This window comes from Pseudocitrobacter sp. 2023LY-00077 (assembly GCF_055796175.1).
The window spans coordinates 177,916-203,388 of sequence record NZ_JBSPEI010000008.1 but is presented as its reverse complement, the minus strand read 5'-3'; the positions used below and the strand labels follow the sequence as shown (position 1 = coordinate 203,388).

The following is a 25,473-nucleotide window of genomic DNA, read 5'->3' as shown; positions in this document are numbered from 1 at the left end:
CTTGCAGCACGGGGGAGCGTATTCACGTCAGGCCCTTACAGCCCTTCGTTAGTCTCTTTTTTCGCTTCCATACGCTCGACATCACGATACCAGCGCGGGTGATGTTTCTTCGCCCAGCGGCGGCTCACCTTGCCTTCAATCATGCCCTTAATCGATCCTTTCACCCAGAAAGCCATATACATATGGATAAGGATGGCGTGAATCAAAATAATGGCTGATGTGGCGTGCAACAGCAGGCTGTAACGCACTACCTGAATCGGGAAATAGTGCGCAAAGTACGGACGCCAGATAATAATCCCGGTCACCAGCAATACGAAAATCATGCTCATGATGGTCCAGAACATCATTTTCTGCCCGGCGTTATATTTGCCGACGCGCGCCACTTTGTGCTCGTTACCCTTCAGAACTTCAACAATCCCTTTCACCCAGGGTATATCTTCTTTGTCCGGAATGTTGTGATGCACAAAGCGGAAGAACATCAGCATCAACAGCACGAAGATCAGTACGCCGAAGAACGGGTGCAGAATACGCCCCATCTGCGGTGTACCGAACGTTTCGGTAAGCCATTGCAGCGTCGGGAAGAAGAACGAAATCCCCGACAGCGACACCAGGAAGAAGGCAATCACCACCGTCCAGTGACAGGCGCGGTCAATAAATTTGGTGCGCACAATCATTTTCGACTTATTCATGGCTATCATCCTCTTCGTCGTCATCCACTTCTTTATTCGGGCCAATACCAATGTAGTGATAAATCAGCCCGGCGAAGGTGGCGATGAACCCGGCGGCGGAGAGTGGCTTCAGCGCCCCTTTCCACAGGTTGATGCTGGTGTCGATGCTCGGATCTTTTGGCAGCTTATGATACAGCTCCGGCTGATCCGCATGATGCAGCACATACATCACGTGCGTACCGCCCACGCCTTGCGGGTTATAAATGCCCGCATTGGCATAGCCGCGTGCTTTTAGCTTATCGACACGTTCCTGCGCCACATCCAGCATCTCTTTCTTGGTGCCGAAGTGAATCGCACCGGTCGGGCAGGTTTTCACACAGGCCGGCTCCTGGCCCACGCTAACGCGGTCCACGCACAGGGTGCATTTGTATACCCGGTTATCCTCTTTATTGAGGCGCGGAATATTAAACGGACACCCGGCAATGCAGTAGCCGCAGCCAATGCAGTTATCCTGCTGGAAGTCGACGATCCCGTTCGCGTACTGGATGATTGCCCCGGCAGACGGGCACGCCTTCAGGCAGCCCGGATCTTCACAGTGCATGCAGCCATCTTTACGAATCAGCCACTCCAGTTTGCCGTTCTGTTCGGTCTCACTAAAACGCATCACCGTCCAGGATTTGGCGCTTAAATCCGCCGGGTTATCGTACACACCCACGCAGTGGCCCACCTCATCGCGGATATCATTCCACTCTGAGCACGCCACCTGGCAGGCTTTACAGCCCACGCAGGAGGAAACATCAATCAGCTTCGCCACTTCCTCTTTATAATCCCGCGCACGCGGCGCGGGAGTCATCGGGTTCGTCGCAGAGCGTTTGATAATATCCTGAGATTGCATATCCATCGTTCGCTCCTTAAGCCTTCTCGATGTTCACCAGAAACGCCTTATATTCCGGCGTTTGCGAGTTCGAATCGCCGACATTAGGCGTCAGGGTGTTAGCGATATAGCCTTTACGGGCCACGCCTTCATAACCCCAGTGCAGCGGGATCCCAATCGTTTCCACCTGTTGTCCATGAACGTTCAGGGTTTGCAGACGACGCGTCACCACCGCCACGGCGCGGATAAAGCCACGCTTGCTGCTGACGGTCACGCGATCGCCATTAGCAATCCCTTTGGCTTTGGCCAGGTTTTCGCTGATTTCGACGAACTGTTCCGGCTGCGCAATGGCGTTCAGGCGCGCATGCTTGGTCCAGGTGTGGAAATGCTCGGTCAGGCGATAGGTCGTCCCCACATACGGGAACTGATCTTTTTTACCCATCCGCAGCGCATCGTCTTCGTACAGTCGAACCACCGGGCTCGAAATGACGTTCGGGTGCAGCGGGTTGGTGCCCAGCGGCGTTTCCATCGGCTCGTAGTGTTCCGGGAACGGACCTTCAGCCAGCTTATCAATGGCAAACAGACGGCCCAGTCCTTCCGGCTGCATGATAAACGGCCCGGTATCGCTACCCGGTGCGGCGGTGTTGAAGTCCGGAATATCGTTTCCGACCCATTTCGCGCCATTCCATTTAATCAGCATCCGTTTCGGATCCCACGGTTTACCCTGCGGATCGGCAGATGCGCGGTTGTACAGCACACGGCGGTTCAGCGGCCACGCCCATGCCCAGCCGAGGGTATTCCCCAGGCCAGACGGATCGGCGTTATCGCGATTCGCCATCTGGTTACCCTGCTCTGTCCAGCTACCGGTGTAAATCCAGCAGGAAGAGGCCGTCGAACCGTCGTCGCGCAGCAGCGCAAAGCTGTTGAGCAACTGGCCTTTTTTCGCCACCAGCACGCCGTTTGCATCATAGAGATCTTCCAGCGCATAACCGTTGTTCTCTTTCGCCACTTCTTCTGATTCCGGGCGATCTGGCTGTTTGTAGTTCCAGCTCATTTTCAGCAGCGGTTCAGCGCCTTTCCCGCCTTCGGTGCTGTACATCTCACGCAGGCGATGGTAAATACCGGCCAGAATTTCGCCGTCGTTCAGCGCTTCTCCCGGCGGCTCTGCGCCTTTCCAGTGCCATTGCAGCCAGCGACCAGAGTTGGCGATAGAGCCATCCTCTTCCGCAAAGCAGGTTGACGGCAGACGGAAGACTTCAGTCTGAATCGTTGACGGATCAACATCATTCGATTCGCCGTGGTTCTGCCAGAACGTCGAAGTTTCGGTAACTAACGGATCGATAACCACCATGTATTTCAACTTGCTCAGTGCGCGGACGGTTTTATTTTTATCCGGGAAACTGGCGACCGGGTTAAAGCCCTGGCAGATATAGCCATTCACTTTACCGTGGTCCATCATGTTGAAATACTTAATCACGTCATAGGCCTGGTCCCACTTCGGCAACCAGTCGAAGCCCCAGCCGTTCTCTTTCTGCGCCGCATCACCGTAGAACGCTTTCATCAGGCTGACGTAGAACTTCGGATAGTTGCCCCAGTAGTTCACCTGGTCTGCACGCGTGGCTTTCGGCGTGTTGGCCGTCAGATACGTTTGCAGATCAGTCTGTTTATCCGACGGCAGCGTCAGATAACCCGGCAGGCTGGTAGAAAGCAGCCCCAGGTCCGTTAAGCCCTGAATGTTGGAGTGACCGCGCAGGGCATTCACGCCGCCGCCTGCCATGCCCATATTGCCGAGCAGCAACTGAATCATCGCCATGGTACGAATGTTCTGCGCACCGACGGTGTGCTGCGTCCAGCCCAGCGCATACAGGAACGTGGTCGTCCGGTCAGCCGCGCTGGTTGACGCCAGCACTTCACAGACCTTCAGGAAGTCCGCTTTCGGGGTACCGCAGATGTTTTCAACTACATCCGGCGTATAGCGGGAAACATGATGCTTCAGTAGATTCCATACACAGCGAGGATGCGTCAGCGTGTCGTCGCGTTTGGCATAGCCGTTTTCATCGAACTGATAGTTCCAGGACGTTTTATCGTACTGGCGCTTCGTTTCGTCATAGCCGCTGAACAGGCCGTCTTCGAAGCCAAAATCATCCCGCACCAGCAGGCTGGCGTTGGTGTAGCTCTTAACGTATTCGGCGTTAATTTTGTTGTTTTCGATCAGATACAGCAGTACGCCAGACAGGAACGTAATGTCCGTACCGGAACGAATTGGCGCGTAGATATCCGCCACCGAGGCGGTACGCGTAAAGCGTGGATCGACGACGATAAGCGTCGCATCGTTATTGTTTTTGGCTTCCATCGCCCAGCGGAAACCCACCGGATGCGCTTCAGCGGCGTTGCCGCCCATCACCATCACAACGTTGGCGTTTTTGATATCAACCCAGTGGTTGGTCATCGCACCGCGACCAAATGTTGGAGCAAGACTTGCTACCGTTGGTCCGTGTCAGACGCGCGCCTGGTTGTCTACCGCCAGCATGCCAAGAGAGCGCACAAACTTCTGCGTCAGCATACCGGTCTCATTACTTGCCGCCGATGCACAGAGCATCCCGGTCGACAGCCAACGGTTTACGGCCACGCCCTGATCGTTTTTCTCGATAAAGTTGGCGTCGCGATCCGCTTTCATCAACTTTGCGATGCGTTCAAACGCTTCGTTCCAGCTGATGCGCTGCCATTTGTTGGAGCCTGGCGCACGGTATTCCGGGTAACGCAGGCGGTTTTCACTGTGGATGTAATCCAGCAGGCCCGCCCCTTTCGGGCATAACGCCCCGCGGCTGACCGGATGATCCGGGTCACCTTCAATATGATAAATGGCTTCGCGGGTATTTTTCGCCCCATCGCCCAGGCTATACATTAATAGCCCACAACCCACAGAGCAGTAAGTACAGGTATTACGGACTTCTTTGGCTTTCAGCAGTTTGAAATTACGTGCCTGAGCCAGCGCCATTTTAGGCATAAAGCCCAGCGCCGCTGCCGTTGTACCCGCCATACCGCCCGCGCAGATTTTAAAAAATTTCCTGCGGCTGACGTCCATTGCTTTCCTCGTTATTGGAATGTAACGTAGGCAGGCAAATTAACAGCTATACCCCTGCGTTTTTTGCGTCAAATCAAACTCAAATAGATCTGCCCCCTTAATAGTCAGGGTCATTGATTTTCATTAACTCTTTAGTAGTACGCCCCCCGGAAATTATTCTCCGTCAACGGGTAAAAAGTGCTATAAACGAGGTTTGCTCAACGTAAGCACCTCAATTTGTGATGAATAAAAAGAAAGCAACGCTTATTGGCCTGGTGGCCATTCTGTTATGGAGCACCATGGTGGGGCTGATTCGCGGCGTCAGCGAAGGTCTTGGCCCGGTTGGCGGCGCGGCAATGATCTACACCCTGAGCGGTCTGCTGCTGATGTTGACCGTCGGCTTCCCCGATCTTCGCCAGTTTTCACGCCGTTATCTGCTGGCGGGCTGCGTGCTGTTTGTTAGCTATGAAATATGTCTGGCGCTGTCGCTCGGATTTGCCGGTACGCGCCAGCAGGCCATCGAAGTGGGGATGGTCAATTATTTGTGGCCGAGCCTGACGATTCTGTTCGCCATTATTTTCAACGGGCAGAAAAGTAACTTATTAATTATTCCCGGTCTGGGATTATCACTGTTAGGTGTCAGTTGGGTACTGGGCGGCGATCGCGGGCTAAATATTGATGAAATTATCAGCAACGTTATTTCCAGCCCGCTAAGCTATATTCTCGCCTTTACCGGGGCTTTCATCTGGGCGGCTTACTGTACGGTGACAGCGAAATATGCCAAAGGCAAAAATGGCATCACGCTGTTTATTCTGCTGACCGCCGTTACGCTGTGGATAAAGTTTTTGTTTAGCACGCAGCCAGACATGGCCTTCAGCCTGCCAGTGGTGATTAAGCTTGGCATGTGCGCGATCGCGCTGGGCTTTGGCTATGCGGCGTGGAACGTAGGGATCCTGCACGGTAACGTCAGCCTGCTGGCGACGGCCTCGTATCTGACGCCGGTGCTTTCCGCTGCGCTTGCGGCAATGTTACTGAGTGAATCCCTCTCATGGGCATTCTGGCAAGGGGCCTGCATGGTTTGTGCAGGCTCCCTGCTCTGCTGGTACGCTACCCGGCGTTAACCGAGGTCGCCACCTGCGACGGGCAATACCACGCCGGTGATATAGCTGGCTTCATCGCTGGCGAGGAACAGAATGGCATGCGCTTGTTCATCCAGCGTGCCGTAACGGTGCAGTAAACTACTCTGCACCGTTTGATCCACCACCTGCTGATACCACACTTTCTCCTGCTCGCTCGGCTGCTCCGTGTTGCGCGGCGTTAACCGCGCCGGGGCTTCTGTTCCGCCGGGCGCAACGGCATTAATACGAATGCCTGCTTCGCTATACTCCATCGCAATGGAGCGCGTCAGGGCATTAACGCCGCCTTTCGCTGCCGAGTACGGCACGCGATTCACCCCGCCGGTCGCCACCGAAGAGATATTGACGATACTGCCTTTGCCCTGCGCCAGCATATACGGTAGCACCGCACGGCAGCCCCACAACGTCGGGAAAAGCGAGCGGCGCACTTCCGCTTCAATCTGCGCGGGTTGATACTCGGCGAACGGTCGTGCCCAGATGGTGCCACCGACGTTGTTCACCAACGCATCAATCCGGCCAAAATGCGCGACACCTGCGGCAAATACCTGTTCCGTACTTTCCCACTGTTCAAGATCCGCTTCCAGCGCCAGCACGTGGTGCCCGGCAGCAGACAATTCCGCCGCCAGTTCATGAACGTATTGCGATCGGTCGATAAGCAGCAGCGCTGCGCCCTGTTCTGCCGCCAGCTCCGCCGTGCGGCGGCCAATACCCTGCGCCGCGCCGGTAATCGCCATCACTTTATTGCTAAATCGCATGATTGCTCCTTATGCCGCCGCACTCTGGCTGGCGATAAATTTCTCATACCAGAATCCAGCCGGGTTAACGCCCAGCGCCTGCAACGTAGAGGTAACGGCGTTCACCATCGGCGGCGGCCCGCAGAGGTAAATATCAACATCGCCTTCATTGAGCATCTTGCTGGTAAAGTGTTCCGTCACATAACCTTTCTGCAGGCAAGTGCTTTCGCTGGCAGCCACCACCGGCAGCCAACTAAATCCCGGCAACTGCGCGGCGAAACTCTCGAGCAAGTCGCCCAGCACCAGGTCATCGTCGCCGTTCACGCCGTAAAGCAAGGTAATGTCGCGCGTGCTTTGCTGCTGCACCAGGGTATGCAGCATCGCCAGCATCGGCGCCAGCCCGGTGCCGCCCGCCAGCATCAGCAGCGGGCGTTCGCCGTCACGCAGATAAAAACTACCCATCGGCCCGGTCAGGCTCAGTGGCGCACCCGCCACCGCTTTATGACTTAACCACTGGCTCATCAGGCCACCCGGCACGTTACGAATCAGGAAACGGCCTTCGTTACTGCCCGGTAGTGAGCTAAAGGAATAAGCACGTACCTGCGGCGTTCCCGGCACCTGAATATTAATGTACTGCCCAGGCAGGAAGTTCAGGTTTTCGTCGGTTTCCACCACCAGTTCAATGGCGCTATCCGACAGCGCCGTGACGCGTTTCACCGTGGCATTAAATGAGGAGATCCCCGTTTTGCACGCTGCCGCCGCGACGGGCACATCCAGCACGCAATCGCTGTCCGGGATCATCTGGCAGGTCAGCACCTGACGCGCCTGCGCTTCGTCTTCATCCAGCGCCTCTTCCAGATAATCCTCGCCCAGCGAGTAGTTGCCGCTTGGGCAATGACACTTGCAGGTGCCGCACACACCGTCAGAGCAATCCATCGGCAGGTTAACTTTCTGGCGATACGCGGCATCGAGCACCTTCTCCCCCGCGTTACATTGAATAAACCGGGTGACGCCGTCTTCAAAATTGAGCGCTATGGTATAGCTCATAAGCACCTCTTAAACATGGTAAACATCAATAACCTGACGAATGTAGTCGTTGTTCAAACGGATCGTTTTGCGCACAATTTGCGGCAGGCCTTCACCCGCCATCAGCGTGCAGAACGTGGTACCAAAGTAGCAATCCGTTTGTTGATAACGGTGGCTGTAGGTCACCCAGTTGTAGCGCACCTCCACACCCTGTTCGCTCTGCCCGGTGATTTCGATGTTACTGATCATATGGGTGGTACGCGGCTCCGGCGTGCTGGCGCCAGAACGCTCAGTTTTGATGCGGTAAACCCTGTCCTCCAGCCCCTCGCGGTTCGGGTAGTAAATCAGTGAAATTTCACGCTGCGGGTCAGTGGTCAGCTTGTCATCATCGCCCCAGGCGGGCATCCAGTAGACCACTTTTGGGCTGTAGCATGCGATCCACTCATCCCATTGACGGTCGTCCAGCAGCCTGGCCTCGTGATACAAAAATTGTTTTACCTGATCACACGTCAGCATCGGCCACCTCCACACGCTGGGTAATTGACGCATCGTAGCGCTGCTGTTCTTTCTCCAGCGCGGCCAGCATGACCGTTTGCCAGTGATGGTGATGGGCGATGTACAGCGCTTCATCTTCCGATTTCACGCCGCTTAAAATGGGTTTAAAACCGGACTCGCTGGCATGCTCATCGGGGCCATCGACCCAGTGCAGCGCACCGCGACTGAGGTCGCTCCAGGCCAGATTTTCCCCCAGATACCCGCGCTGGCAGGCGCTGAACTCTTCGAGATCGTCCGGAGTGCCCATACCGCTGACGTTGAAGAAATCTTCGTACTGACGAATACGCAGCGCGCGCGCCTGATCCGGCTCGCCTTTCGGGCCGAAACACCAGATGGTGACTTCTGTTTTATCGACGGAAATGGGCCGAATCACGCGGATCTGAGTGGAGAACTGATCCATCAGATAAACGTTCGGATAAACGCACAGATTGCGCGTCTCATTGACCATCTGCCCGGCGCGATTGTCGCCGAATTCCGCTTTAAGACGATCGTAATGGGCAAAGACCGGACGCACTTCCGGGTTCAGGGCGCGCGTCCACAGCAGCATATGGCCGTTTTCAAAGCCGTAACCACCGCCTACGCTTTTCGACCAGCCGTTCGCATCCACCGCGTGCGTACCTTCCGCTTCGTAGTTTCGGCGTGACATGGTAGAGGCATAGTTCCAGTGCACGACGCTCACGTGATAACCGTCGGCACCGTTTTCCGCACCCAGTTTCCAGTTACCTTCGTACACGTAGCTGGAAGAGCCTTTCAGCACTTCCAGACCTTCCGGCGACTGATCAACAATGAGATCGATTATTTTCAGCGTTTCGCCCAGGTAATCAGCCAGCGGTTGTACATCGTCACTCAGGCTGCCAAACAGGAATCCGCGATACGACTCAAAACGCGGCAGTTTTTTCAGGTCGTGCGAACCTTCATGTTTGAACGTCTCCGGATAACCGCCGGTACTCTCATCTTTCGCTTTCAGCAGCTTACCGTTATTGCTGAAGGTCCAGCCGTGGAAAGGACAGGTAAAAGAGCTCTTGTTGCCTGTTTTACGCCGGCACAGCATCGCGCCACGGTGAGCGCAGCTGTTGATCATGGCGTGCAGCTCATTTTTCTTATCGCGGGTAATAATCACCGGCTGGCGGCCCAGAGTTAAGGTGTAATAATCACCCGGCTCCGGGATCTGGCTTTCGTGCGCCAGAAAAACCCAGTTACCTTCAAAGATATGTTTCATTTCAAAATCGAATAAAGCCTGGTCGGTAAATATCGAACGATGGCAGCGATAAATATGATTTTCACGATCGACAATCAGTGCATTGCTGATTTTACTTTTTAGCGATGTCAGTGTTTTTTGCATAACGGTTTCTCCCGTAATTGCAAGGATAAAAATAGTGCAGGTGAACAGCGAGTGTTAAATATTATTCTTTTGCACGTGAACGGGTAATTCGGCCTTCATCATCGGCAGATAACGCTTTGCAGATGGTAAAATCAAAGCGAATTTCCGTATGCGGGCCTTCGAGATCACGTTCGCGAATTTTCTGTTCATCATTAACTTTAACCGGGTCAGCAATTAAGCCATCGCGCGTGGCGAAAGCAAAGTCATCCCACAAATATTCATCACCGTTAAAGTTAATCTGGCTGGTTAAATGTTTATGGCCGGGTGCAGAAACAAAGAAGTGAATGTGTGCAGGACGGTTGCCGTGGCGGCCTAACAGATCCAGCAATTTTTGGGTTGGGCCATCTGGCGGGCAGCCATAGCCGGAAGGCATAATGGTACGCACGCTGTAGCGCCCGTCCGCGCCGGTTTGAATACGACGGCGCAGGTTGTATTCGCTCTGGCTCTGATCGAAGAAGGAATAGTTGCCCAGCGTATTGGCGTGCCAGATATCAACAATGGCATTTGTGACAGGCTGACCTTTGGTGTCAGTGACCACGCCGTGCAGCCACAGCGTTTCACCCGGATCTTTACCGTCATCCATTCGGGCGTGCCCCTGTGCCAACGGCGCGTTAGCCACATATAACGGGCCTTCAATGGTGCGTGGCGTACCGCCAGTTTCACGCTGCTGTGCGGCATCAATGGCGTCCTGACGTAAATCGAGGAAATGCTCCAGCCCCAGGCCCGCCGCTAATAATGCCGCTTCCTGACGACCGCCCAGTTCATGCAGATAATTAATGGCATGCCAGAACTCTTCCTGGGTGACATTGTAGTCATCAATTAAGCCACAAATATTTTCCAGCAGACGATGGGTAATCGCTTTAAAACGTTCATTGCCCTCAGGGGAATTTAAACCGGCGCTTTCGCGTAATAAAGCCTGTACTTCGTCTTGTTGTACGAATGAGTTAGTCATATTGTTATCTCACTTGTTATTGCTTGCAGGGAGCAGAGAATGCCGGGGAATTACCCCGACATGAGGTTATTATTTTATTTATCGTCATCGCGAATAGATGAAGGATGACGGCACAGCGCATCAACCTGAATATCCATAAACGGATACAGCGGTAAACCCATTAAAATTTGATGCAATTCATCAGCATCCTGTACATCGAAAATGCTGACATTGGAATATAAACCGGCTACGCGCCAGATGTGTCGCCATTTGCCATCACGCTGTAATTGCTGCGAGTAGGCTTTTTCTTTTTTCTTAATTTCATCCGCCTGCTCTACCGGAAAGTCCAGCGGAATATTAACGGTCATTTCAACTTTAAATAACATGCTCTACCTCATCCTTTACGCGTATAAAAACGCAATTTATCTTCATCCAGTTCAATGCCCAACCCAGGCGTCTGCGGCAGCGTAACGTGCCCATCGGCAAAGGTCAGCGGTACGCTGATGACGTCGTCTTTTAGCAGCAGTGGGCCAAACATTTCGCTACCCCAGGCCAGCGGAAGCGTTGACCAGGCATGCAGCGAAGCCACCGTCCCGACGCTGCCTTCCAGCATCGTCCCGCCATACAGACCAATGCCCGCCGCCTGCGCCACGTGTGCCAGCTTAAGAACGCTTTGCGGTCCGCCCGCTTTGGCAATTTTCAGTGCGTATGCTCCGGTAAAACCCTGCTGCGCCAGCTGATAACCGTCGAAATGCGTGGAGACCGCTTCATCGGCCAGAATCGCCGTCTCGATGGTCTGGCTCAAACGCACCAGCGCGGCGTTATCTCGCGCCGAAACCGGCTGTTCAATCAGGTCAACGCCCATCGCCGCCAGCTCGCGGCACCCTTTCGCCCCGGTTGTCGCATCCCATGCCTGGTTTACATCAACGCGAATACTGGCGCGATCGCCCAGCGCATCGACGATCGCCGCCGTATGTTTAAGGTCGGTCGCCAGCTCACGCGCACCGATTTTCAGCTTAAACGCCTGATGGCGGCGGGAAGCCAGCAGGTTCTCACCTTCGGCAATATCTTTTGTTGTATCACCGCTCGCCAGCGTCCACAGCACCGGAATAGACGTTTGCAAAGCGCCGCCCAGCAGGGCAGACACCGGCACGCCCAACGATTTACCCTGTGCATCCAGCAACGCGGTTTCAATCGCCGATTTGGCAAAGGTGTTGCCCTTCACGCTCTTTTCAATGCGATACAATAGCGCCTGCAGATTGTCCGCTGGCTGACCCTGTAATAAGGGTGCCAGGTAACCGTCGATGGTGAGTTTGATAGCCTCCGGGCTTTCTACCCCGTAGCTCAGCCCACCAATGGTGGTCGCTTCACCAATCCCGGTGATGCCGTCTGAGCGGGTAATGCGAATGATCACCAGCGTCTGGCAGCCCATGGTGGTCATCGATAATTTGTGCGGGCGGATAGTCGGAACATCCACCAGCCAGCTTTCAATATGTTCTATCGTGGCGCTCATCTCTCTTCCTTTTACTTCTTATTGTTTTGGTCTTATCCCCACAGGGTGGTGATAACCTTGCTTTTGACAATAGATTTTCACAACAGGGGTGGTCAACGACGATAATCGAAATGTTGTGCGATTATCGACACGTTTGTTATACGTAGGTTAATAATGTGATCTTCGTGGGATATTGGGGAGATTCCTGCCTACCGTTGCATCCGCAAGGTATAGTGACGCAGTGAGCATCGTTACCCCTGAATGGAGCGGGTTAAAATGAGCAATGAAATCAACGACTCCCTTGCGGCCAGGCAGGCTGAACGGGACCCCAACTTTATGTTGTCTCTGGCCCGTGGCCTGGAGGTGCTGAGTGCCTTCACCCCACAACGTCAGCGATTAACAATCTCACAACTGAGTCAGAAAACCCAGATCTCCCGTGCGGCCGTTCGTCGCTGTTTGTACACCCTTGCGGCGCTGGGCATGGTGCATACGCCAGATGGCCGAACCTACGAGCTTTTGCCCCGCGTACTGGCGGTCGGTCACGCCTATCTCGCCGGAACACCGCTGGCAAAAGCGGCTCAACACTCCCTCGATATTCTCGGTCAGCAGCTGAATGAGTCCTGCTCAGCCGCGACGCTTGATGGCGATAATGTGCTGTACATCGCCCGAACCGCCGTGAATAACCTGCTGAGTATTGATTTAGGACGCGGCAGTCGTTTGCCCGCCTGGGCGACTTCCATGGGACGCGTGCTGCTGAGTGCGCTGCCGGAAGATCAATTAAAGGTGACACTGTCACGCGCCACGTTAATTCGCTACACGCCGCATACGCTGTGCGATAAAGAGTCCCTGCGCGCAGAGATTGCCAAAGTGCGTATTCAGGGTTACGCCCTTGCTGACCGGCAGATAGAGGTAGGTCTTTGTTCGCTGGCGGTTCCGCTATTGTCTCGCAGCGGTCAAATCGTGGCGGCGATGAATGTCGGTGTCCCGGCCTCCAGCATGGACGCCCAGGCGTTGAAGGAGAAAGCACTGGCTCCGTTAAGGCGGGCGGCGATGGAGCTGTCGTTGCAGTTGTAGGATGATCGGGCCCCTCACTCTGACCCTTTCCCGCAGGGAGAGGGTGTCCTTCCCCATACTTCAGCTTCCCTGATATTTCCAGCATCTCCATTAAAACCGCACGCAAGCAACCAAACACTAACCGTTGAGTTACAATTAGTAACAATTGTTATCCCCCATAATACCCATGTCCTTCTCGTGGCGAGCTTTTCTTATCTATCCTTCATTCGAGACTCCAATAATACCGATTATTTGACGGCCCCCTGATTTGTGGAAATCAGTTGCCGTTATTGCTTGTTTTTCATTAATTACTGGCGCGTCGAGGGTGATATGTCACAACAAAATGAGAAAAATAATCATTATCTTTTAACTACGTGGAAACCGGAAAATGCGGCATTTTGGGAGAATAAAGGGCATAAGGTTGCGCGAAAAAATCTTATAATTTCAGTGAGTTGTTTATTGCTCGCCTTCTGTGTCTGGATGCTCTTCAGTGCCGTTGCGGTCAATCTCAATAAAGTCGGCTTTAATTTCACCACCGATCAGCTCTTTTTATTAACTGCGTTACCTTCTCTCTCCGGCGCTATTTTACGCGTCCCCTACTCCTTTATGGTGCCTATATTTGGTGGGCGTTACTGGACGGTATTAAGCACCGTTATTCTGATTATTCCCTGCATCTGGCTGGGCATTGCCATTCAGAACACCAGTACTCCCTTCGAAGTATTTATCATCATTTCATTGCTGTGCGGCTTTGCCGGGGCGAACTTCGCTTCCAGCATGGGAAACATTAGCTTCTTTTATCCAAAAGCAAAGCAAGGCAGTGCGCTGGGTATCAATGGCGGGCTGGGTAACCTTGGCGTGAGCGTCATGCAGCTGGCCGCGCCGCTGGTAATATTCCTGCCGATATTTACCTTCCTGGGTGTTCATGGTGTCTCGCAGGAAGACGGTTCTTCAATGTGGCTCACCAACGCCGCGTGGATCTGGGCTCCCCTGTTATTCATCGCCACCGTTGCCGCCTGGTTTGGCATGAATGACATAGCAAGCTCGAAGGCCTCGATAGCCGAGCAACTGCCCGTGCTGAAAAGCGGGCATATGTGGCTGTTAAGTCTGCTGTACCTCGCCACCTTCGGTTCGTTCATCGGCTTCTCGGCAGGCTTTGCGATGCTGGCGAAAACTCAGTTCCCGGATGTGAACATCCTGAAGCTCGCCTTCTTTGGGCCATTTATCGGCGCGCTGGCGCGTTCCTTTGGTGGCGTCATCTCTGACCGTCTCGGCGGCGTGCGCGTCACGCTGGTGAATTTTATCCTCATGGCCCTGTTCAGCGCCCTATTGTTCCTTACCCTTCCCGGTTCCGGGCTGGGTAGCTTCCTGGCGTTTTATGTAGTCTTTATGGGACTGTTCCTGACCGCCGGATTGGGCAGTGGATCAACGTTCCAGATGATCGCCGTTCTCTTCCGTCAACTGACGATTGAAAAAATCAAAAAACGCGGCGGCAGCGATGAAGAAGCCCAACATGCCGCCGTTACCGACACCGCCGCTGCGCTGGGCTTTATCTCTGCCATTGGTGCCGTTGGTGGTTTCTTCATACCGAAAGCCTTCGGCACCTCGCTGGCCCTCGCCGGTTCCCCGGTCGGCGCTATGAAAATATTCCTCATCTTTTACATCGTTTGTGTGCTGGTGACCTGGCTGGTTTATGGTCGCCGTAAAGCGTCACCTCAATAATCAAAAATACCTGAGCAGTGTAACCACGGGGAAGCCGCTTTCCCCGTCAGGAGAAATGTCATGAGTAAGTTGCTGGATCGCTTTCGTTATTTCAAACAAAAAGGCGAAACCTTCGCCAATGGCCACGGCCAGGAGTTCCATACCAACCGTGACTGGGAAGACAGCTATCGCCAGCGTTGGCAATTCGACAAAATTGTGCGATCTACCCACGGCGTCAACTGTACCGGCTCCTGTAGCTGGAAAATCTACGTGAAGAATGGCCTGGTCACCTGGGAGACCCAACAGACAGACTATCCGCGTACCCGCCCTGACCTGCCAAATCATGAGCCGCGCGGCTGCCCGCGTGGCGCCAGTTACTCCTGGTATCTCTACAGCGCCAACCGCCTGAAATATCCGCTGGCACGTAAAAAGCTGATTGAACTGTGGCGCGAGTCGTTAAACCAGCACGGTGACCCGGTCCTGGCCTGGGATGCCATCATGTCTGATAAGCAAAAATGCCTGAGCTACAAGCAGGCGCGCGGCAAAGGCGGTTTTGTTCGCTCGTCGTGGAAAGAGTTAAACCAGCTTATCGCCGCCGCCAACGTGTGGACCATCAAAAACTACGGCCCGGATCGCGTGGCGGGCTTCTCGCCGATTCCGGCGATGTCGATGGTGTCTTACGCTGCGGGGACGCGTTATCTCTCGCTGATTGGCGGCACCTGCCTGAGTTTCTATGACTGGTACTGCGACCTTCCTCCGGCATCGCCGATGACCTGGGGTGAGCAAACGGATGTACCGGAATCCGCTGACTGGTACAACTCCAGCTATATCATCGCCTGGGGCTCTAACGTGCCGCAGACGCGTACACCTGACGCCCACTTCTTCACCGAGGTGCGCTATAAGGGTACCAAAACCATCGCCATTACCCCGGACTATTCGGAAGTTGCCAAACTCTGCGACCACTGGCTGGCGCCAAAACAGGGCACCGATAGCGCCCTGGCGATGGCGATGGGCCATGTGATCCTCAAAGAGTTTCATCTCGATAACCCAAGCGAATACTTCCTCAACTACTGCCGTCGCTACAGTGATATGCCGATGCTGGTGATGCTCGACGCGCGTGAAGATGGTTCGTACAGCGCTGGCCGCATGCTGCGCGCCTCCGACCTCGTGGATGGTCTTGGTGAAAGCAATAATCCGGAATGGAAAACCGTGGCCTACAACACCGCAGGCGAACTGGTGGTACCGAACGGCTCGATTGGCTTTCGCTGGGGCGAGAAAGGCAAATGGAATCTGGAATCACTGGCATCCGGCCAGGAGACCGAACTGACGCTGTCGCTGATGGATACCCGCGATACGGTGGCGGGCGTGGCGTTTCCCTACTTTGGTGGTAATGAAAACCCGCATTTCCGTAGCGTCAAACAGGAACCGATTCTGGTGCGCCAGCTTCCGGCAAAACAGTTAACTTTCGCCGATGGTCACAGTGGTCTGGTGGTGAGTGTCTATGACCTGATACTGGCGAATTATGGCCTCGATCGCGGTCTGAACGATGAGAACGCGGCGACCGATTACGATGATGTAAAAGCCTACAGCCCGGCCTGGGCCGAGCAAATCACCGGCGTACCGCGCAGAAACATTGAGCTGATTGCTCGCGAGTTTGCCGACACCGCCAACAAAACGCACGGTCGTTCAATGATTATTCTCGGTGCCGGGGTCAACCACTGGTACCACATGGATATGAACTACCGCGGGATGATCAACATGCTGGTGTTCTGCGGCTGCGTCGGACAAAGCGGCGGCGGCTGGGCCCACTATGTCGGCCAGGAAAAACTGCGTCCGCAAACCGGTTGGCTGCCGCTGGCCTTTGCGCTGGACTGGAACCGTCCGCCACGCCATATGAACAGCACCTCGTACTTCTACAACCACGCCAGCCAGTGGCGCTACGAGAAACTCACCGCCCAGGAGTTACTCTCACCGCTGGCCGATCCGGGCAAATACACGGGTCATCTGGTTGACTTTAACGTCCGTGCTGAACGAATGGGCTGGCTACCATCTGCCCCGCAGCTCAATCTGAATCCACTGCACATCAAAGGGATGGCGGAAGCCGCTGGCGTGTCGCCAACGGACTATACCGCGCAGTCACTCAAATCCGGCGATATTCGCATGGCCTGCGAACAGCCGGACAGCGGTAAAAACCACCCGCGTAATATGTTTATCTGGCGCTCAAATCTGTTGGGTTCTTCCGGTAAGGGGCATGAGTATATGCTCAAATATCTGCTCGGTACCGACAGCGGTATTCAGGGTGAAGAGCTGGGCTCAACCGATGACGTAAAACCGGAAGAAGTGGAGTGGCAAACCGCCGCCATTGAGGGCAAGCTGGATCTGCTGGTCACGCTCGATTTTCGTATGTCCAGCACCTGTCTGTTCTCCGATATCGTCCTGCCAACCGCGACCTGGTATGAAAAAGACGATATGAACACCTCGGATATGCATCCGTTTATCCACCCGCTCTCCGCTGCGGTCGATCCGGCCTGGGAATCGAAAAGCGACTGGGAGATCTACAAAGGTATCGCCAAATCCTTCTCCGAAGTGTGTCAGGGCCATCTGGGTCAGGAAACGGATATCGTGCTGCTGCCGCTTCAGCATGACTCCCCGGCAGAGTTGTCTCAGCCATTTGAAATCAAAGACTGGCGCAAAGGCGAATGTGACCTCATTCCTGGCAAAACCGCGCCCAACATTATCGCCGTCGAGCGCGACTACCCGGCAACGTACGAGCGCTTTACCTCCCTTGGCCCGTTAATGGACAAACTCGGTAACGGCGGGAAAGGCATCAGCTGGAAGACGCAGCAGGAAGTCGATTTCCTCGGCAAGCTGAACTACGTCAAGCTGGATGGCCCGGCCAAAGGTCGCCCGAAAATCGAAACCGCGCTGGACGCCTCGGAAGTGATTCTTTCGCTGGCCCCGGAAACCAACGGCCAGGTGGCAGTAAAAGCCTGGGAAGCGCTGGGTGAATTTACCGGGCGCGATCACACCCATCTGGCGTTGAATAAAGAAGATGAAAAGATCCGTTTCCGCGATATTCAGGCCCAGCCGCGCAAAATTATCTCCAGCCCAACCTGGTCGGGACTTGAGAGTGAACATGTTTCCTATAACGCCGGTTACACCAACGTGCATGAATTGATCCCATGGCGCACGGTTTCCGGGCGACAACAGTTGTATCAGGACCACGCCTGGATGCGCGATTTCGGTGAGGCTCTGGTGGCTTATCGTCCGCCAATTGATACCCGCAGCGTCACGCACATGAAGGAAGTACCGCCAAACGGTTTCCCGGAGAAAGCGCTTAACTTCCTGACGCCGCACCAGAAATGGGGTATCCACTCCACCTACAGTGAAAACCTGCTGATGCTGACCATGTCACGCGGCGGGCCGATTGTGTGGATCAGTGAAACCGACGCTAAAGAGTTAGGCATTGTCGATAACGACTGGATTGAAGCCTTCAACGCCAACGGTGCGCTCACGGCCCGCGCGGTGGTGAGCCAGCGTATTCCGCCGGGTATGACGATGATGTACCACGCGCAGGAACGCATTATGAACATCCCGGGCTCGGAAGTAACCGGTCTGCGCGGCGGTATTCACAACTCGGTTACCCGCGTCTGTCCGAAACCGACACACATGATAGGCGGCTATGCGCAACTGGCCTATGGCTTTAACTATTACGGCACGGTCGGCTCGAACCGTGATGAATTCATCATGATCCGCAAAATGAAAAACATTGACTGGCTGGATGGCGAAGGTCAGGACCAGGTACAGGAGGCGAAAAAATGAAAATACGTTCGCAAGTTGGGATGGTACTGAATCTTGATAAATGCATCGGCTGTCACACCTGCTCAGTGACCTGTAAAAACGTCTGGAGCAGCCGCGAAGGCATGGAGTACGCGTGGTTTAATAACGTGGAGACCAAACCCGGCATTGGCTATCCGAAAAACTGGGAAGATCAGGATAAATGGCAAGGCGGCTGGGTGCGCGGAATCAGCGGTAAGCTCACGCCGCGCCTCGGTGGCAAGCTCGGCCTGCTGTCAAAAATCTTCGCCAACCCGGTGCTACCGGCTATTGATGAGTATTACGAACCGTTCACTTACGATTACCAGAATCTGCACAATGCGCCGGAAGGAAAACACCTGCCTACCGCGCGTCCGCGTTCGCTGATTAGCGGCGAACGCATGAACAAAATCGAATGGGGTCCGAACTGGGAAGAGCTTCTGGGCGGTGAGTTCGATAAGCGCGCCCACGACCGCAACTTCGAGTCGATGCAGAAAGAGATGTACGGCGCATTCGAAAACACCTTCATGATGTATCTGCCGCGCCTGTGCGAACACTGCCTGAACCCCAGCTGCGTGGCGACCTGCCCGAGCGGCGCGATTTATAAGCGTGAAGAAGATGGCATCGTGCTGATCGACCAGGACAAATGTCGTGGCTGGCGTATGTGCATCAGCGGCTGTCCGTATAAAAAAATCTACTTCAACTGGAAGAGTGGCAAGTCAGAAAAATGCATCTTCTGTTATCCGCGCATTGAGTCCGGCCAGCCGACCGTGTGTTCGGAGACCTGCGTCGGGCGTATCCGCTACCTTGGCGTACTGCTCTATGATGCGGACCGTATCGAAGAAGCGGCGAGCACAGAGCATGAAACGGATCTCTATGAGCGTCAGTGCGACGTATTCCTCAACCCGAACGACCCGGCGGTCATTGAAGAAGCGCTGAAACAGGGTATTCCGCAAAACGTTATCGACGCCGCCCAGCGCTCGCCGGTCTATAAAATGGCGATGGACTGGAAGCTGGCCCTGCCGCTGCATCCGGAATATCGCACCCTGCCGATGGTCTGGTACGTGCCGCCGCTGTCACCGATTCAGTCCGTGGCCGACGCCGGTGGCCTTCCGCGCAATGGCGGCGTGTTGCCTGCCGTAGAAACCCTGCGTATTCCGGTGCAATACCTCGCCAATATGTTGAGCGCGGGCGATACCGGCCCGGTACTGCGCGCCCTGAAACGCATGATGGCGATGCGACATTACAAACGTTCGCAAACCGTCGAAGGCGTCACCGATACTCGCGCTATCGAAGAAGTGGGCCTCAGCGTGGAACAGGTTGAAGAGATGTACCGTTACCTGGCTATCGCTAATTACGAAGATCGCTTTGTGATCCCCACCAGCCACCGCGAACTGGCGGAAGATGCCTTCCCGGAACGCAACGGTTGCGGCTTTACCTTTGGCGATGGCTGTCACGGTTCGGACACCAAATTCAACTTGTTCAACAGCCAGCGAATCGACGCCATCAACATCGATGCGGTAGATGCAGGCGCGCAGCGCAAGGCTGGAGGTGAATAATGCAAATTCTGAAGGTGATAGGCCTGCTGCTGGAGTATCCGGATGAGGTGTGCTGGGAGAATCGCGACGAGCTGATTAATCTGGTGGAACGCGATGCGCCGATGCTGCTGCCGTTTGTGATGAAGCACCTCAGCGTGCCGCTGCTCGATAAGCAGGCGGAATGGTGCGAGTTTTTTGAACGCGGTCGCGCCACGTCGCTGCTGCTGTTTGAACACGTGCATGCGGAATCACGCGATCGCGGCCAGGCGATGGTCGATTTAATGGCTCAGTATGAAAAAGCCGGGCTGCAGATCGACTGTCGCGAACTGCCGGATTATCTGCCGCTGTACCTGGAATATCTCAGCGTTGTTCCCCCTCACGACGCGCAGGATGGATTACAGAACGTCGCGCCGATTCTGGCGCTGCTGGGTGGCCGACTCAAACAGCGCGAGGCACCGTGGTATCAAATTTTTGATGCCCTGCTGATTATCGCCAACACCTCACTTTCAAGTGACAGTGTCACAAAACAGGTGTCGGGTGAACCGCGCGACGACACCCGACAGGCGCTTGATGCAGTATGGGAAGAGGAACAGGTGAAATTTATCGAAGATAATGCCACCAGTTGTGACAGCTCCCCGCTGCAAAGCTATCAACGACGCTTTAGCCAGGACGTTGCTCCACAGTACGTCGACGTCCGTGCCGGAGGCCCGAAATGATCCAGTTTCTCAACGTCTTCTTTTATGACATCTACCCCTATATTTGCGGCACGGTATTTTTGCTCGGAAGCTGGGTGCGTTATGACTACGGCCAGTATACGTGGCGCGCCTCGTCCAGCCAGATGCTCGACAAGCGCGGGATGGTGTTGTGGTCGAATCTGTTCCACGTCGGCATTCTGGGGATCTTCTTCGGTCACCTGTTCGGCATGCTAACGCCCCACTGGATGTACGCCTGGTTCCTGCCGATTGCGGTAAAACAGCAAATGGCCATGATCCTCGGCGGCGTGTGCGGCGTGCTCACGCTGGTGGGCGGCGCGGGCCTTCTGGTGCGTCGGCTGACCAACCCACGCGTGCGCGCCACTTCCAGCACCGCCGATATCCTGATCCTCAGCATTTTGCTGATTCAGTGTATTCTCGGGCTGACCACCATTCCGTTCTCGGCGCAACATCCGGACGGCAGCGAAATGCTGAAGCTGGTTGGCTGGGCGCAGAGCGTGGTGACCTTCCAGGGCGGCGCATCCACGCATCTTGACGGCGTGGCGATCATTTACCGCGTTCATCTGGTGCTGGGGATGACCATCTTCCTGCTCTTCCCGTTTACCCGTCTGGTACACGTATGGAGTGCGCCAATTGAGTATGTGACGCGGCGCTATCAGGTAGTGCGGTCACGTCGCTAAACGTTAGAAATGCCCGGTGGCGCTTGCGCTTACCGGGCCTGGTTTTTGTTGTCGCACGCTTACTTCGCTACCGCGTTCACTCTTACCCGTGCAAAGACAATCACCATCGCGCTCAACAGTAAAATCCCACTTCCCATAAATACCCCGCTGGCCCCATTAAGGTCAAACACCAGGCCACCGCCCGCCGCGCCCGCGCTAATCGCCAGTTGAATGGAGGCCACCAGTAATCCCCCTGCGCTCTCGGCTTCATCGGGAATGGTCGTGGCAAGCCACGTCGACCAGCCTACCGGCACCAGGCCAAAGGCAAAGCCCCACATCGCCACCAGCAGTGCGTCGAGTAATACCATATGACCAAATATCACCATCAGCAGAGCCAGGAAGCTCATCACAAACGGTACCAGCGCCAGTGTTAAATGTAAGTTTCGGCTCAGCAGATACCCGGCAACGGACGTACCGATAAAATTCGCCACGCCGAAGCCAAGTAAGATCAACGACACGCCCTCCACGCTGGTTTGCGCTACGGTTTCCAGAAACGGCCGTAAATACGTGAAGAAGGCAAAATGACCGCTAAAAATTAAAATAGTGGCAAACATTCCGCCTAACATGCCGGGGCGAGCCAACACCTTAAACAGCGTGGCAAAACTGCCCACGCTTTGCGGACGCATGGATGGCAACACCCAAAGTTGCCAGAACAGCGCCACAACGCTCGGGGCCGCACAGAGGATGAAGACATTACGCCAGCCAATCAGTCCACCAAGATAGCTACCCAACGGTGCTGCCACGACGGTAGCGATAGAGACCGCGCTAAAAATGATCGCCAGCGCCTTCGGCACCATCGCTGCGGGCACCAGCCTCATCGCGGTCGCTGTCGACATTGACCAGAAGCCCCCAATCGCAATACCCAGCAGCAAACGACCTAATAACAAAACATTAAGTGACGGAGCAAAGGCCACCATCAGGCTGGAGATAATCTGTAAAACAGAGAAGAACATTAACACCCAGCGGCGATCGATATTTTTAGTCGCAGGCGTAATCAATAAGCCCGTTACCAGCGCAATTAAAGCCGTCGCCGTCACCGCTTGCCCGGCCATCCCCTCGCTCACGTTCAGGCTCGCCGCCATGGGCGTCAACAGGCTGGCGGGCAGAAACTCTGCCACGATCAAGCCAAAGACCCCCAGCGCCAGTGCATAGACCGCCCGCCAGGCCGGTTTGGTTTTATCCAGACCGGCTTCCGCTGCAATGCATGTGCTCATAAACATCTCTCCAGAATAATTAACAAATTTTCGACAAGATTAGGAAATCCTCATCAGACGATCTATGATGGAAACCCCTTTACTCTTGATAATTCGTCCGGGAGTGGTGTTATGACGCTTCAGCATCTCGATCTCACCAGTGAACTGCTGGCAGGCATGCGGCTCTCTGGCGTCAGCTACCGCCGTATTGAGAGCGGCCGACCGTTTGGCGTAGAGTTCAGCGCCGTCGCGGGGAAAGCCCAATTTCATTTCATTAGTCGTGGCCCGGTGCTGCTACGCACTGCAAGCGGGCAACAGTTCAATCTGGAAAGCGGCGATGCGCTGTTTATTCCCAATGGTTCCGGTCATTTCCTGCTCTCAGATGACCGCGCCACATCGATGAATGTTCTGGATCTGCCGACAACGCCCGTCTGCTCCACTGTATGCTGTGTCAAAAATGGCTGTGAAACGGCGGCGGATGACAGCGCGATTATCTTCAGCGGCTGCATGGATTTCGAACTTGGCGGCATGCAACCGCTGGTAAAAGCCATGCCGGAAGTGATGTTGGTAAGCCGCCTGCTGACGACATGGCCGGAAATTCACCCCTTACTCACCGCCATGGAGCGCGAATCCCTCACGCGTCAGGCGGGATACGCCGGCATCCTCGCGCGTCTGGCCGATGTAGTGGCCGCGCTTATCGTGCGCGGTTGGGTGGAAAGCGGCTGTGGAAATGCAACGGGATGGGTGCAGGTGCTACGCGATCCGAAGCTGGGGCGCGCGATCCATGCGATGCATACGCAGCCGGGTAACAACTGGAAAGTAGAAGATTTGGCGCGGGAAGCGGGCATTTCACGCTCAATTTTTGCCGAGCGCTTTCTGGCCGCTACCGGAATAACGCCCGCCCGCTATCTGACAGAACTGCGGATGCGGCTGGCAATGCAGTATATCGCCGATGAAGGCGTAGCCCTTGAACAGGTTGCTTTTCGGCTTGGCTACAGTTCACTCGCCGCATTCAGCCGCGCGTTCAAGCGTATCACCGGAAAAGCGCCGGGCGCGGCACGCCAGGCACCGCGAGGAGAAGCAGCATAACGCCTACTTCCCTGCCTCCGGATGCGTATCAAACGCCGCCATCACCGCCGCCAGCTCGGCTTCACTGAATCCGTGACGCGGGTCGTCCACACCCAGACCAAATCGAGTTTGTAGCGTTTCATAAAGCGCGGAGACATCGGCAAGCCGCGTTTTCTCAACCGCGTGCCCCTTATCCCAATGGGTGAAACTGAAATTCGTTAAGGTGAGTTTTCCGCCCTCAGGCAAGTGGCGGCACATCAGCAGATGGTGACGGAAATGCGACTGCGGCCAGTGTGCGGACCAGAAATTGCCCATCACATGATCGGCGAAGTACTGCTTATCCAGCGTGAAAATGTACATCGACTGCCAGTGTTCATGATGGCGGAACTGGAGTGTCCAGTTCACCCCTTCGCGCAACAAACGGTAATCACCGTGCGGCGTGACTTGCTCAAGGTCGGCTTGCAAACGAATCGGCGCGGTAAGTGTCTGGCCGCCAAAACCGACGTCGGCTATCCAGCGCTCGCCTTCCACATCAACCAGCAATAAGCGATGCGTTCTCGGCGGAAGCTGCGGCGGGTTTGCCAATACGACACGTCCAAGCAGACTGCGAACGGTAAAGCCAAGTTCATGCAGCGCACGCTCCAGCAGACCATTCTGTTCAAAGCAATACCCGCCACGGCGGGCGGTAATCAGTTTGTCCTGTAATGATTGATCGTCTAGCTGCATTTCACGCGGCAGCAGGACGTCAATGTTTTCAAAAGGAATGGCACAGTTGTGCAGAAGATGCAGTTTACGCAGCGTCTCGACGGTGGTTTCAGGGGTTCCTTCCCAGCCAAGTCGGGAAAAATAAGTGTGCAAAAATGGCGTCATAAGTCATTCCTTATCATTCAGTGCAGTACTTATAACCCATTTTCGCCTCTCTATTGGCGTTTTTGTGCGGTGGCCGAGGTGATATCAGAATGCAATCGTTTCACCGTCATCCGGTGCGCTGACAAATGCATCGATTTCATTGATGCGCGCATATTCCAGTAGTTCTTTACGGGTTAACAGGCAGTGATTAATCGCTTCCATATGGGTAGCAACAATGTGTGCTTCCGGCACAATAAGATGCGCGCGAATAAGATCTTCAGAACCAAAAATAATCGGGCCGTATTTTAAAATATGTGCCCAGCCGGTATTCATAATGACGACGCCGGGCTGGTAGCGATGCAGGTTATCCGCAACGGGTTGAACCCAAATAGTATCGCCAATGAGATAGAGTGTTTTCTCTGACGGATGGCGGAAGACTACGCCGCAGGCGTCGCCCATTCGCTCACCGACCGCCGCATCGGCATAAGCCGCGTCCAAACCGTGTTGCCCCTCGGTTTTAATCAGCTCAATATCACCGAACATTGAATGTTCAGATAATACCGACAGATGTGTAAAACCCTGCGAGGTTAATAATGCGCGGTCGCGTTCATTTTGCACATAAATTAGCTTATCTTTTGGAATCAACTTAACCGCAGCGTCATCCCAATGATCCGGATGCGTGTGGGTCACAATAATGGCATCCACCGCTAACAGCGTTTCGATATCAAAGGGTAATTCCACCATCGGTACCCGAATATGAGACCGAACACAACCTGCATAGCCAGGATAGGCATCTTTCGCTGCCAGCAGCGGGTCGATAAGGAACGACTTACCGGCAAAATGGATAATCTGGGTTGCGTTGCGCACCTGGGTAATTTTCATCTCAGTACTCCTGACGTGTTCAGATGGCACCAGTATGGCGGCTGTTGCCATCCTGCAAAATAGGCCTGATTGACAAACATCGA

Annotated in this window: 21 protein-coding genes; 8 read left to right on the top strand and 13 right to left on the bottom strand. The window is 54.7% G+C overall.

Annotation, left to right across the window (positions count from 1 at the left end; all coding sequences use genetic code 11):
• Positions 1-35: 35 nt before the first annotated feature.
• From fdnI to fdnG, 3 genes are read right to left on the bottom strand one after another with little or no spacing between them, the layout of a single operon-like run.
• Positions 36-689, bottom strand: coding sequence for a formate dehydrogenase-N subunit gamma (gene fdnI, locus ACWWFX_RS12740; protein WP_149462536.1), 654 nt, complete (start codon positions 687-689; stop codon positions 36-38).
• A complete protein-coding gene (fdxH, locus tag ACWWFX_RS12735; protein ID WP_327621996.1) occupies positions 682-1,569 on the bottom strand; it encodes a formate dehydrogenase subunit beta in 888 nt (295 codons plus the stop codon). The genes fdnI and fdxH overlap by 8 nt, the downstream gene beginning before the upstream one ends.
• A 10-nt stretch (positions 1,570-1,579) precedes the next feature.
• A complete protein-coding gene (gene fdnG / locus ACWWFX_RS12730; protein ID WP_473223951.1) occupies positions 1,580-4,627 on the bottom strand; it encodes a formate dehydrogenase-N subunit alpha in 3,048 nt (1,015 codons plus the stop codon).
• A gap of 221 nt (positions 4,628-4,848) precedes the next feature.
• Between fdnG and yddG the strand changes: the two genes are divergently transcribed.
• Positions 4,849-5,727 (top strand): aromatic amino acid DMT transporter YddG, encoded by an 879-nt coding sequence (yddG, locus tag ACWWFX_RS12725; RefSeq protein WP_473223950.1) that lies wholly within the window; start codon positions 4,849-4,851, stop codon positions 5,725-5,727.
• Here yddG and benD read toward each other — a convergent pair.
• From benD to ACWWFX_RS12690, 7 genes are all read right to left on the bottom strand, one after another.
• Positions 5,724-6,497 (bottom strand): benzoate diol dehydrogenase BenD, encoded by a 774-nt coding sequence (gene benD / locus ACWWFX_RS12720; protein WP_276223879.1) that lies wholly within the window; start codon positions 6,495-6,497, stop codon positions 5,724-5,726. The two genes, yddG and benD, sit on opposite strands and share 4 nt — an antisense overlap.
• A 9-nt stretch (positions 6,498-6,506) precedes the next feature.
• A complete protein-coding gene (gene benC / locus ACWWFX_RS12715; protein WP_473223949.1) occupies positions 6,507-7,523 on the bottom strand; it encodes a benzoate 1,2-dioxygenase electron transfer component BenC in 1,017 nt (338 codons plus the stop codon).
• Positions 7,524-7,532: 9 nt separating this feature from the next.
• Entirely contained in the window at positions 7,533-8,018 is a 486-nt protein-coding gene (gene benB, locus ACWWFX_RS12710; protein WP_473223948.1) for a benzoate 1,2-dioxygenase small subunit, read from the bottom strand.
• Positions 8,005-9,399 (bottom strand): Rieske 2Fe-2S domain-containing protein, encoded by a 1,395-nt coding sequence (locus tag ACWWFX_RS12705; RefSeq protein ID WP_473223947.1) that lies wholly within the window; start codon positions 9,397-9,399, stop codon positions 8,005-8,007. The genes benB and ACWWFX_RS12705 overlap by 14 nt, the downstream gene beginning before the upstream one ends.
• Positions 9,400-9,460: 61 nt before the next feature.
• Positions 9,461-10,390 (bottom strand): catechol 1,2-dioxygenase, encoded by a 930-nt coding sequence (catA, locus tag ACWWFX_RS12700; protein WP_473223946.1) that lies wholly within the window; start codon positions 10,388-10,390, stop codon positions 9,461-9,463.
• A gap of 74 nt (positions 10,391-10,464) precedes the next feature.
• A complete protein-coding gene (catC, locus tag ACWWFX_RS12695; protein ID WP_015964357.1) occupies positions 10,465-10,755 on the bottom strand; it encodes a muconolactone Delta-isomerase in 291 nt (96 codons plus the stop codon).
• 8 nt (positions 10,756-10,763) lie between these two features.
• The gene (locus tag ACWWFX_RS12690; protein ID WP_456145582.1) at positions 10,764-11,882 is read right to left on the bottom strand and encodes a muconate cycloisomerase family protein; all 1,119 of its coding nucleotides are present in this window, start codon (positions 11,880-11,882) and stop codon (positions 10,764-10,766) included.
• A 255-nt stretch (positions 11,883-12,137) separates the two neighbouring features.
• On the opposite strand from ACWWFX_RS12690, the gene ACWWFX_RS12685 reads away from it, so the two are divergent.
• From ACWWFX_RS12685 to narI, 6 genes are all read left to right on the top strand, one after another.
• Positions 12,138-12,935, top strand: coding sequence for an IclR family transcriptional regulator domain-containing protein (locus ACWWFX_RS12685; protein ID WP_473223945.1), 798 nt, complete (start codon positions 12,138-12,140; stop codon positions 12,933-12,935).
• Between the two features lie 309 nt (positions 12,936-13,244).
• Positions 13,245-14,633: a NarK family nitrate/nitrite MFS transporter gene (locus ACWWFX_RS12680; RefSeq protein ID WP_473223944.1), complete on the top strand. Its 1,389-nt coding sequence runs from the start codon at positions 13,245-13,247 to the stop codon at positions 14,631-14,633.
• A 60-nt stretch (positions 14,634-14,693) separates the two neighbouring features.
• Positions 14,694-18,434 carry a nitrate reductase subunit alpha gene (locus ACWWFX_RS12675; protein WP_473223943.1) on the top strand — a complete coding sequence of 1,247 codons (3,741 nt, stop codon included), beginning with the start codon at positions 14,694-14,696 and terminating at the stop codon, positions 18,432-18,434.
• Positions 18,431-19,987 carry a nitrate reductase subunit beta gene (gene narH / locus ACWWFX_RS12670; RefSeq protein WP_276223896.1) on the top strand — a complete coding sequence of 519 codons (1,557 nt, stop codon included), beginning with the start codon at positions 18,431-18,433 and terminating at the stop codon, positions 19,985-19,987. Before ACWWFX_RS12675 ends, narH begins: the two co-directional genes overlap by 4 nt.
• Positions 19,987-20,682, top strand: coding sequence for a nitrate reductase molybdenum cofactor assembly chaperone (gene narW / locus ACWWFX_RS12665; protein WP_276223898.1), 696 nt, complete (start codon positions 19,987-19,989; stop codon positions 20,680-20,682). Before narH ends, narW begins: the two co-directional genes overlap by 1 nt.
• On the top strand, positions 20,679-21,359 hold the full coding sequence (narI, locus tag ACWWFX_RS12660) for a respiratory nitrate reductase subunit gamma (protein WP_015964350.1): 681 nt from the start codon (positions 20,679-20,681) through the stop codon (positions 21,357-21,359). The genes narW and narI overlap by 4 nt, the downstream gene beginning before the upstream one ends.
• A 59-nt stretch (positions 21,360-21,418) precedes the next feature.
• Here narI and ACWWFX_RS12655 read toward each other — a convergent pair whose 3' ends face one another.
• Complete coding sequence (locus ACWWFX_RS12655; RefSeq protein ID WP_456145586.1) at positions 21,419-22,612, bottom strand: MFS transporter; 1,194 nt, start codon at positions 22,610-22,612, stop codon at positions 21,419-21,421.
• A 111-nt stretch (positions 22,613-22,723) separates the two neighbouring features.
• On the opposite strand from ACWWFX_RS12655, the gene ACWWFX_RS12650 reads away from it, so the two are divergent.
• Entirely contained in the window at positions 22,724-23,680 is a 957-nt protein-coding gene (locus ACWWFX_RS12650) for an AraC family transcriptional regulator (protein ID WP_473223942.1), read from the top strand.
• A 3-nt stretch (positions 23,681-23,683) separates the two neighbouring features.
• Here ACWWFX_RS12650 and nhoA read toward each other — a convergent pair whose 3' ends face one another.
• Positions 23,684-24,529: an N-hydroxyarylamine O-acetyltransferase gene (nhoA, locus tag ACWWFX_RS12645; protein WP_276223905.1), complete on the bottom strand. Its 846-nt coding sequence runs from the start codon at positions 24,527-24,529 to the stop codon at positions 23,684-23,686.
• Positions 24,530-24,613: 84 nt separating this feature from the next.
• Positions 24,614-25,390, bottom strand: a complete 777-nt coding sequence (locus ACWWFX_RS12640; protein WP_473223941.1) for an MBL fold metallo-hydrolase — start codon at positions 25,388-25,390, stop codon at positions 24,614-24,616.
• Between the last annotated feature and the right edge of the window lie 83 nt (positions 25,391-25,473).

Excerpts from the sequence above, each read along its gene's own strand:
- fdnI (WP_149462536.1), bottom strand. The coding sequence starts at position 689 with ATGAATAAGTCGAAAATGATTGTGCGCACCAAATTTATTGACCGCGCC.
- fdxH (WP_327621996.1), bottom strand. The coding sequence starts at position 1,569 with ATGGATATGCAATCTCAGGATATTATCAAACGCTCTGCGACGAACCCG.
- yddG (WP_473223950.1), top strand. The coding sequence starts at position 4,849 with ATGAATAAAAAGAAAGCAACGCTTATTGGCCTGGTGGCCATTCTGTTA.
- benD (WP_276223879.1), bottom strand. The coding sequence starts at position 6,497 with ATGCGATTTAGCAATAAAGTGATGGCGATTACCGGCGCGGCGCAGGGT.
- benC (WP_473223949.1), bottom strand. The coding sequence starts at position 7,523 with ATGAGCTATACCATAGCGCTCAATTTTGAAGACGGCGTCACCCGGTTT.
- benB (WP_473223948.1), bottom strand. The coding sequence starts at position 8,018 with ATGCTGACGTGTGATCAGGTAAAACAATTTTTGTATCACGAGGCCAGG.
- ACWWFX_RS12705 (WP_473223947.1), bottom strand. The coding sequence starts at position 9,399 with ATGCAAAAAACACTGACATCGCTAAAAAGTAAAATCAGCAATGCACTG.
- catA (WP_473223946.1), bottom strand. The coding sequence starts at position 10,390 with ATGACTAACTCATTCGTACAACAAGACGAAGTACAGGCTTTATTACGC.
- catC (WP_015964357.1), bottom strand. The coding sequence starts at position 10,755 with ATGTTATTTAAAGTTGAAATGACCGTTAATATTCCGCTGGACTTTCCG.
- ACWWFX_RS12690 (WP_456145582.1), bottom strand. The coding sequence starts at position 11,882 with ATGAGCGCCACGATAGAACATATTGAAAGCTGGCTGGTGGATGTTCCG.
- ACWWFX_RS12685 (WP_473223945.1), top strand. The coding sequence starts at position 12,138 with ATGAGCAATGAAATCAACGACTCCCTTGCGGCCAGGCAGGCTGAACGG.
- ACWWFX_RS12680 (WP_473223944.1), top strand. The coding sequence starts at position 13,245 with ATGTCACAACAAAATGAGAAAAATAATCATTATCTTTTAACTACGTGG.
- ACWWFX_RS12675 (WP_473223943.1), top strand. The coding sequence starts at position 14,694 with ATGAGTAAGTTGCTGGATCGCTTTCGTTATTTCAAACAAAAAGGCGAA.
- narH (WP_276223896.1), top strand. The coding sequence starts at position 18,431 with ATGAAAATACGTTCGCAAGTTGGGATGGTACTGAATCTTGATAAATGC.
- narW (WP_276223898.1), top strand. The coding sequence starts at position 19,987 with ATGCAAATTCTGAAGGTGATAGGCCTGCTGCTGGAGTATCCGGATGAG.
- narI (WP_015964350.1), top strand. The coding sequence starts at position 20,679 with ATGATCCAGTTTCTCAACGTCTTCTTTTATGACATCTACCCCTATATT.
- ACWWFX_RS12655 (WP_456145586.1), bottom strand. The coding sequence starts at position 22,612 with ATGAGCACATGCATTGCAGCGGAAGCCGGTCTGGATAAAACCAAACCG.
- ACWWFX_RS12650 (WP_473223942.1), top strand. The coding sequence starts at position 22,724 with ATGACGCTTCAGCATCTCGATCTCACCAGTGAACTGCTGGCAGGCATG.
- nhoA (WP_276223905.1), bottom strand. The coding sequence starts at position 24,529 with ATGACGCCATTTTTGCACACTTATTTTTCCCGACTTGGCTGGGAAGGA.
- ACWWFX_RS12640 (WP_473223941.1), bottom strand. The coding sequence starts at position 25,390 with ATGAAAATTACCCAGGTGCGCAACGCAACCCAGATTATCCATTTTGCC.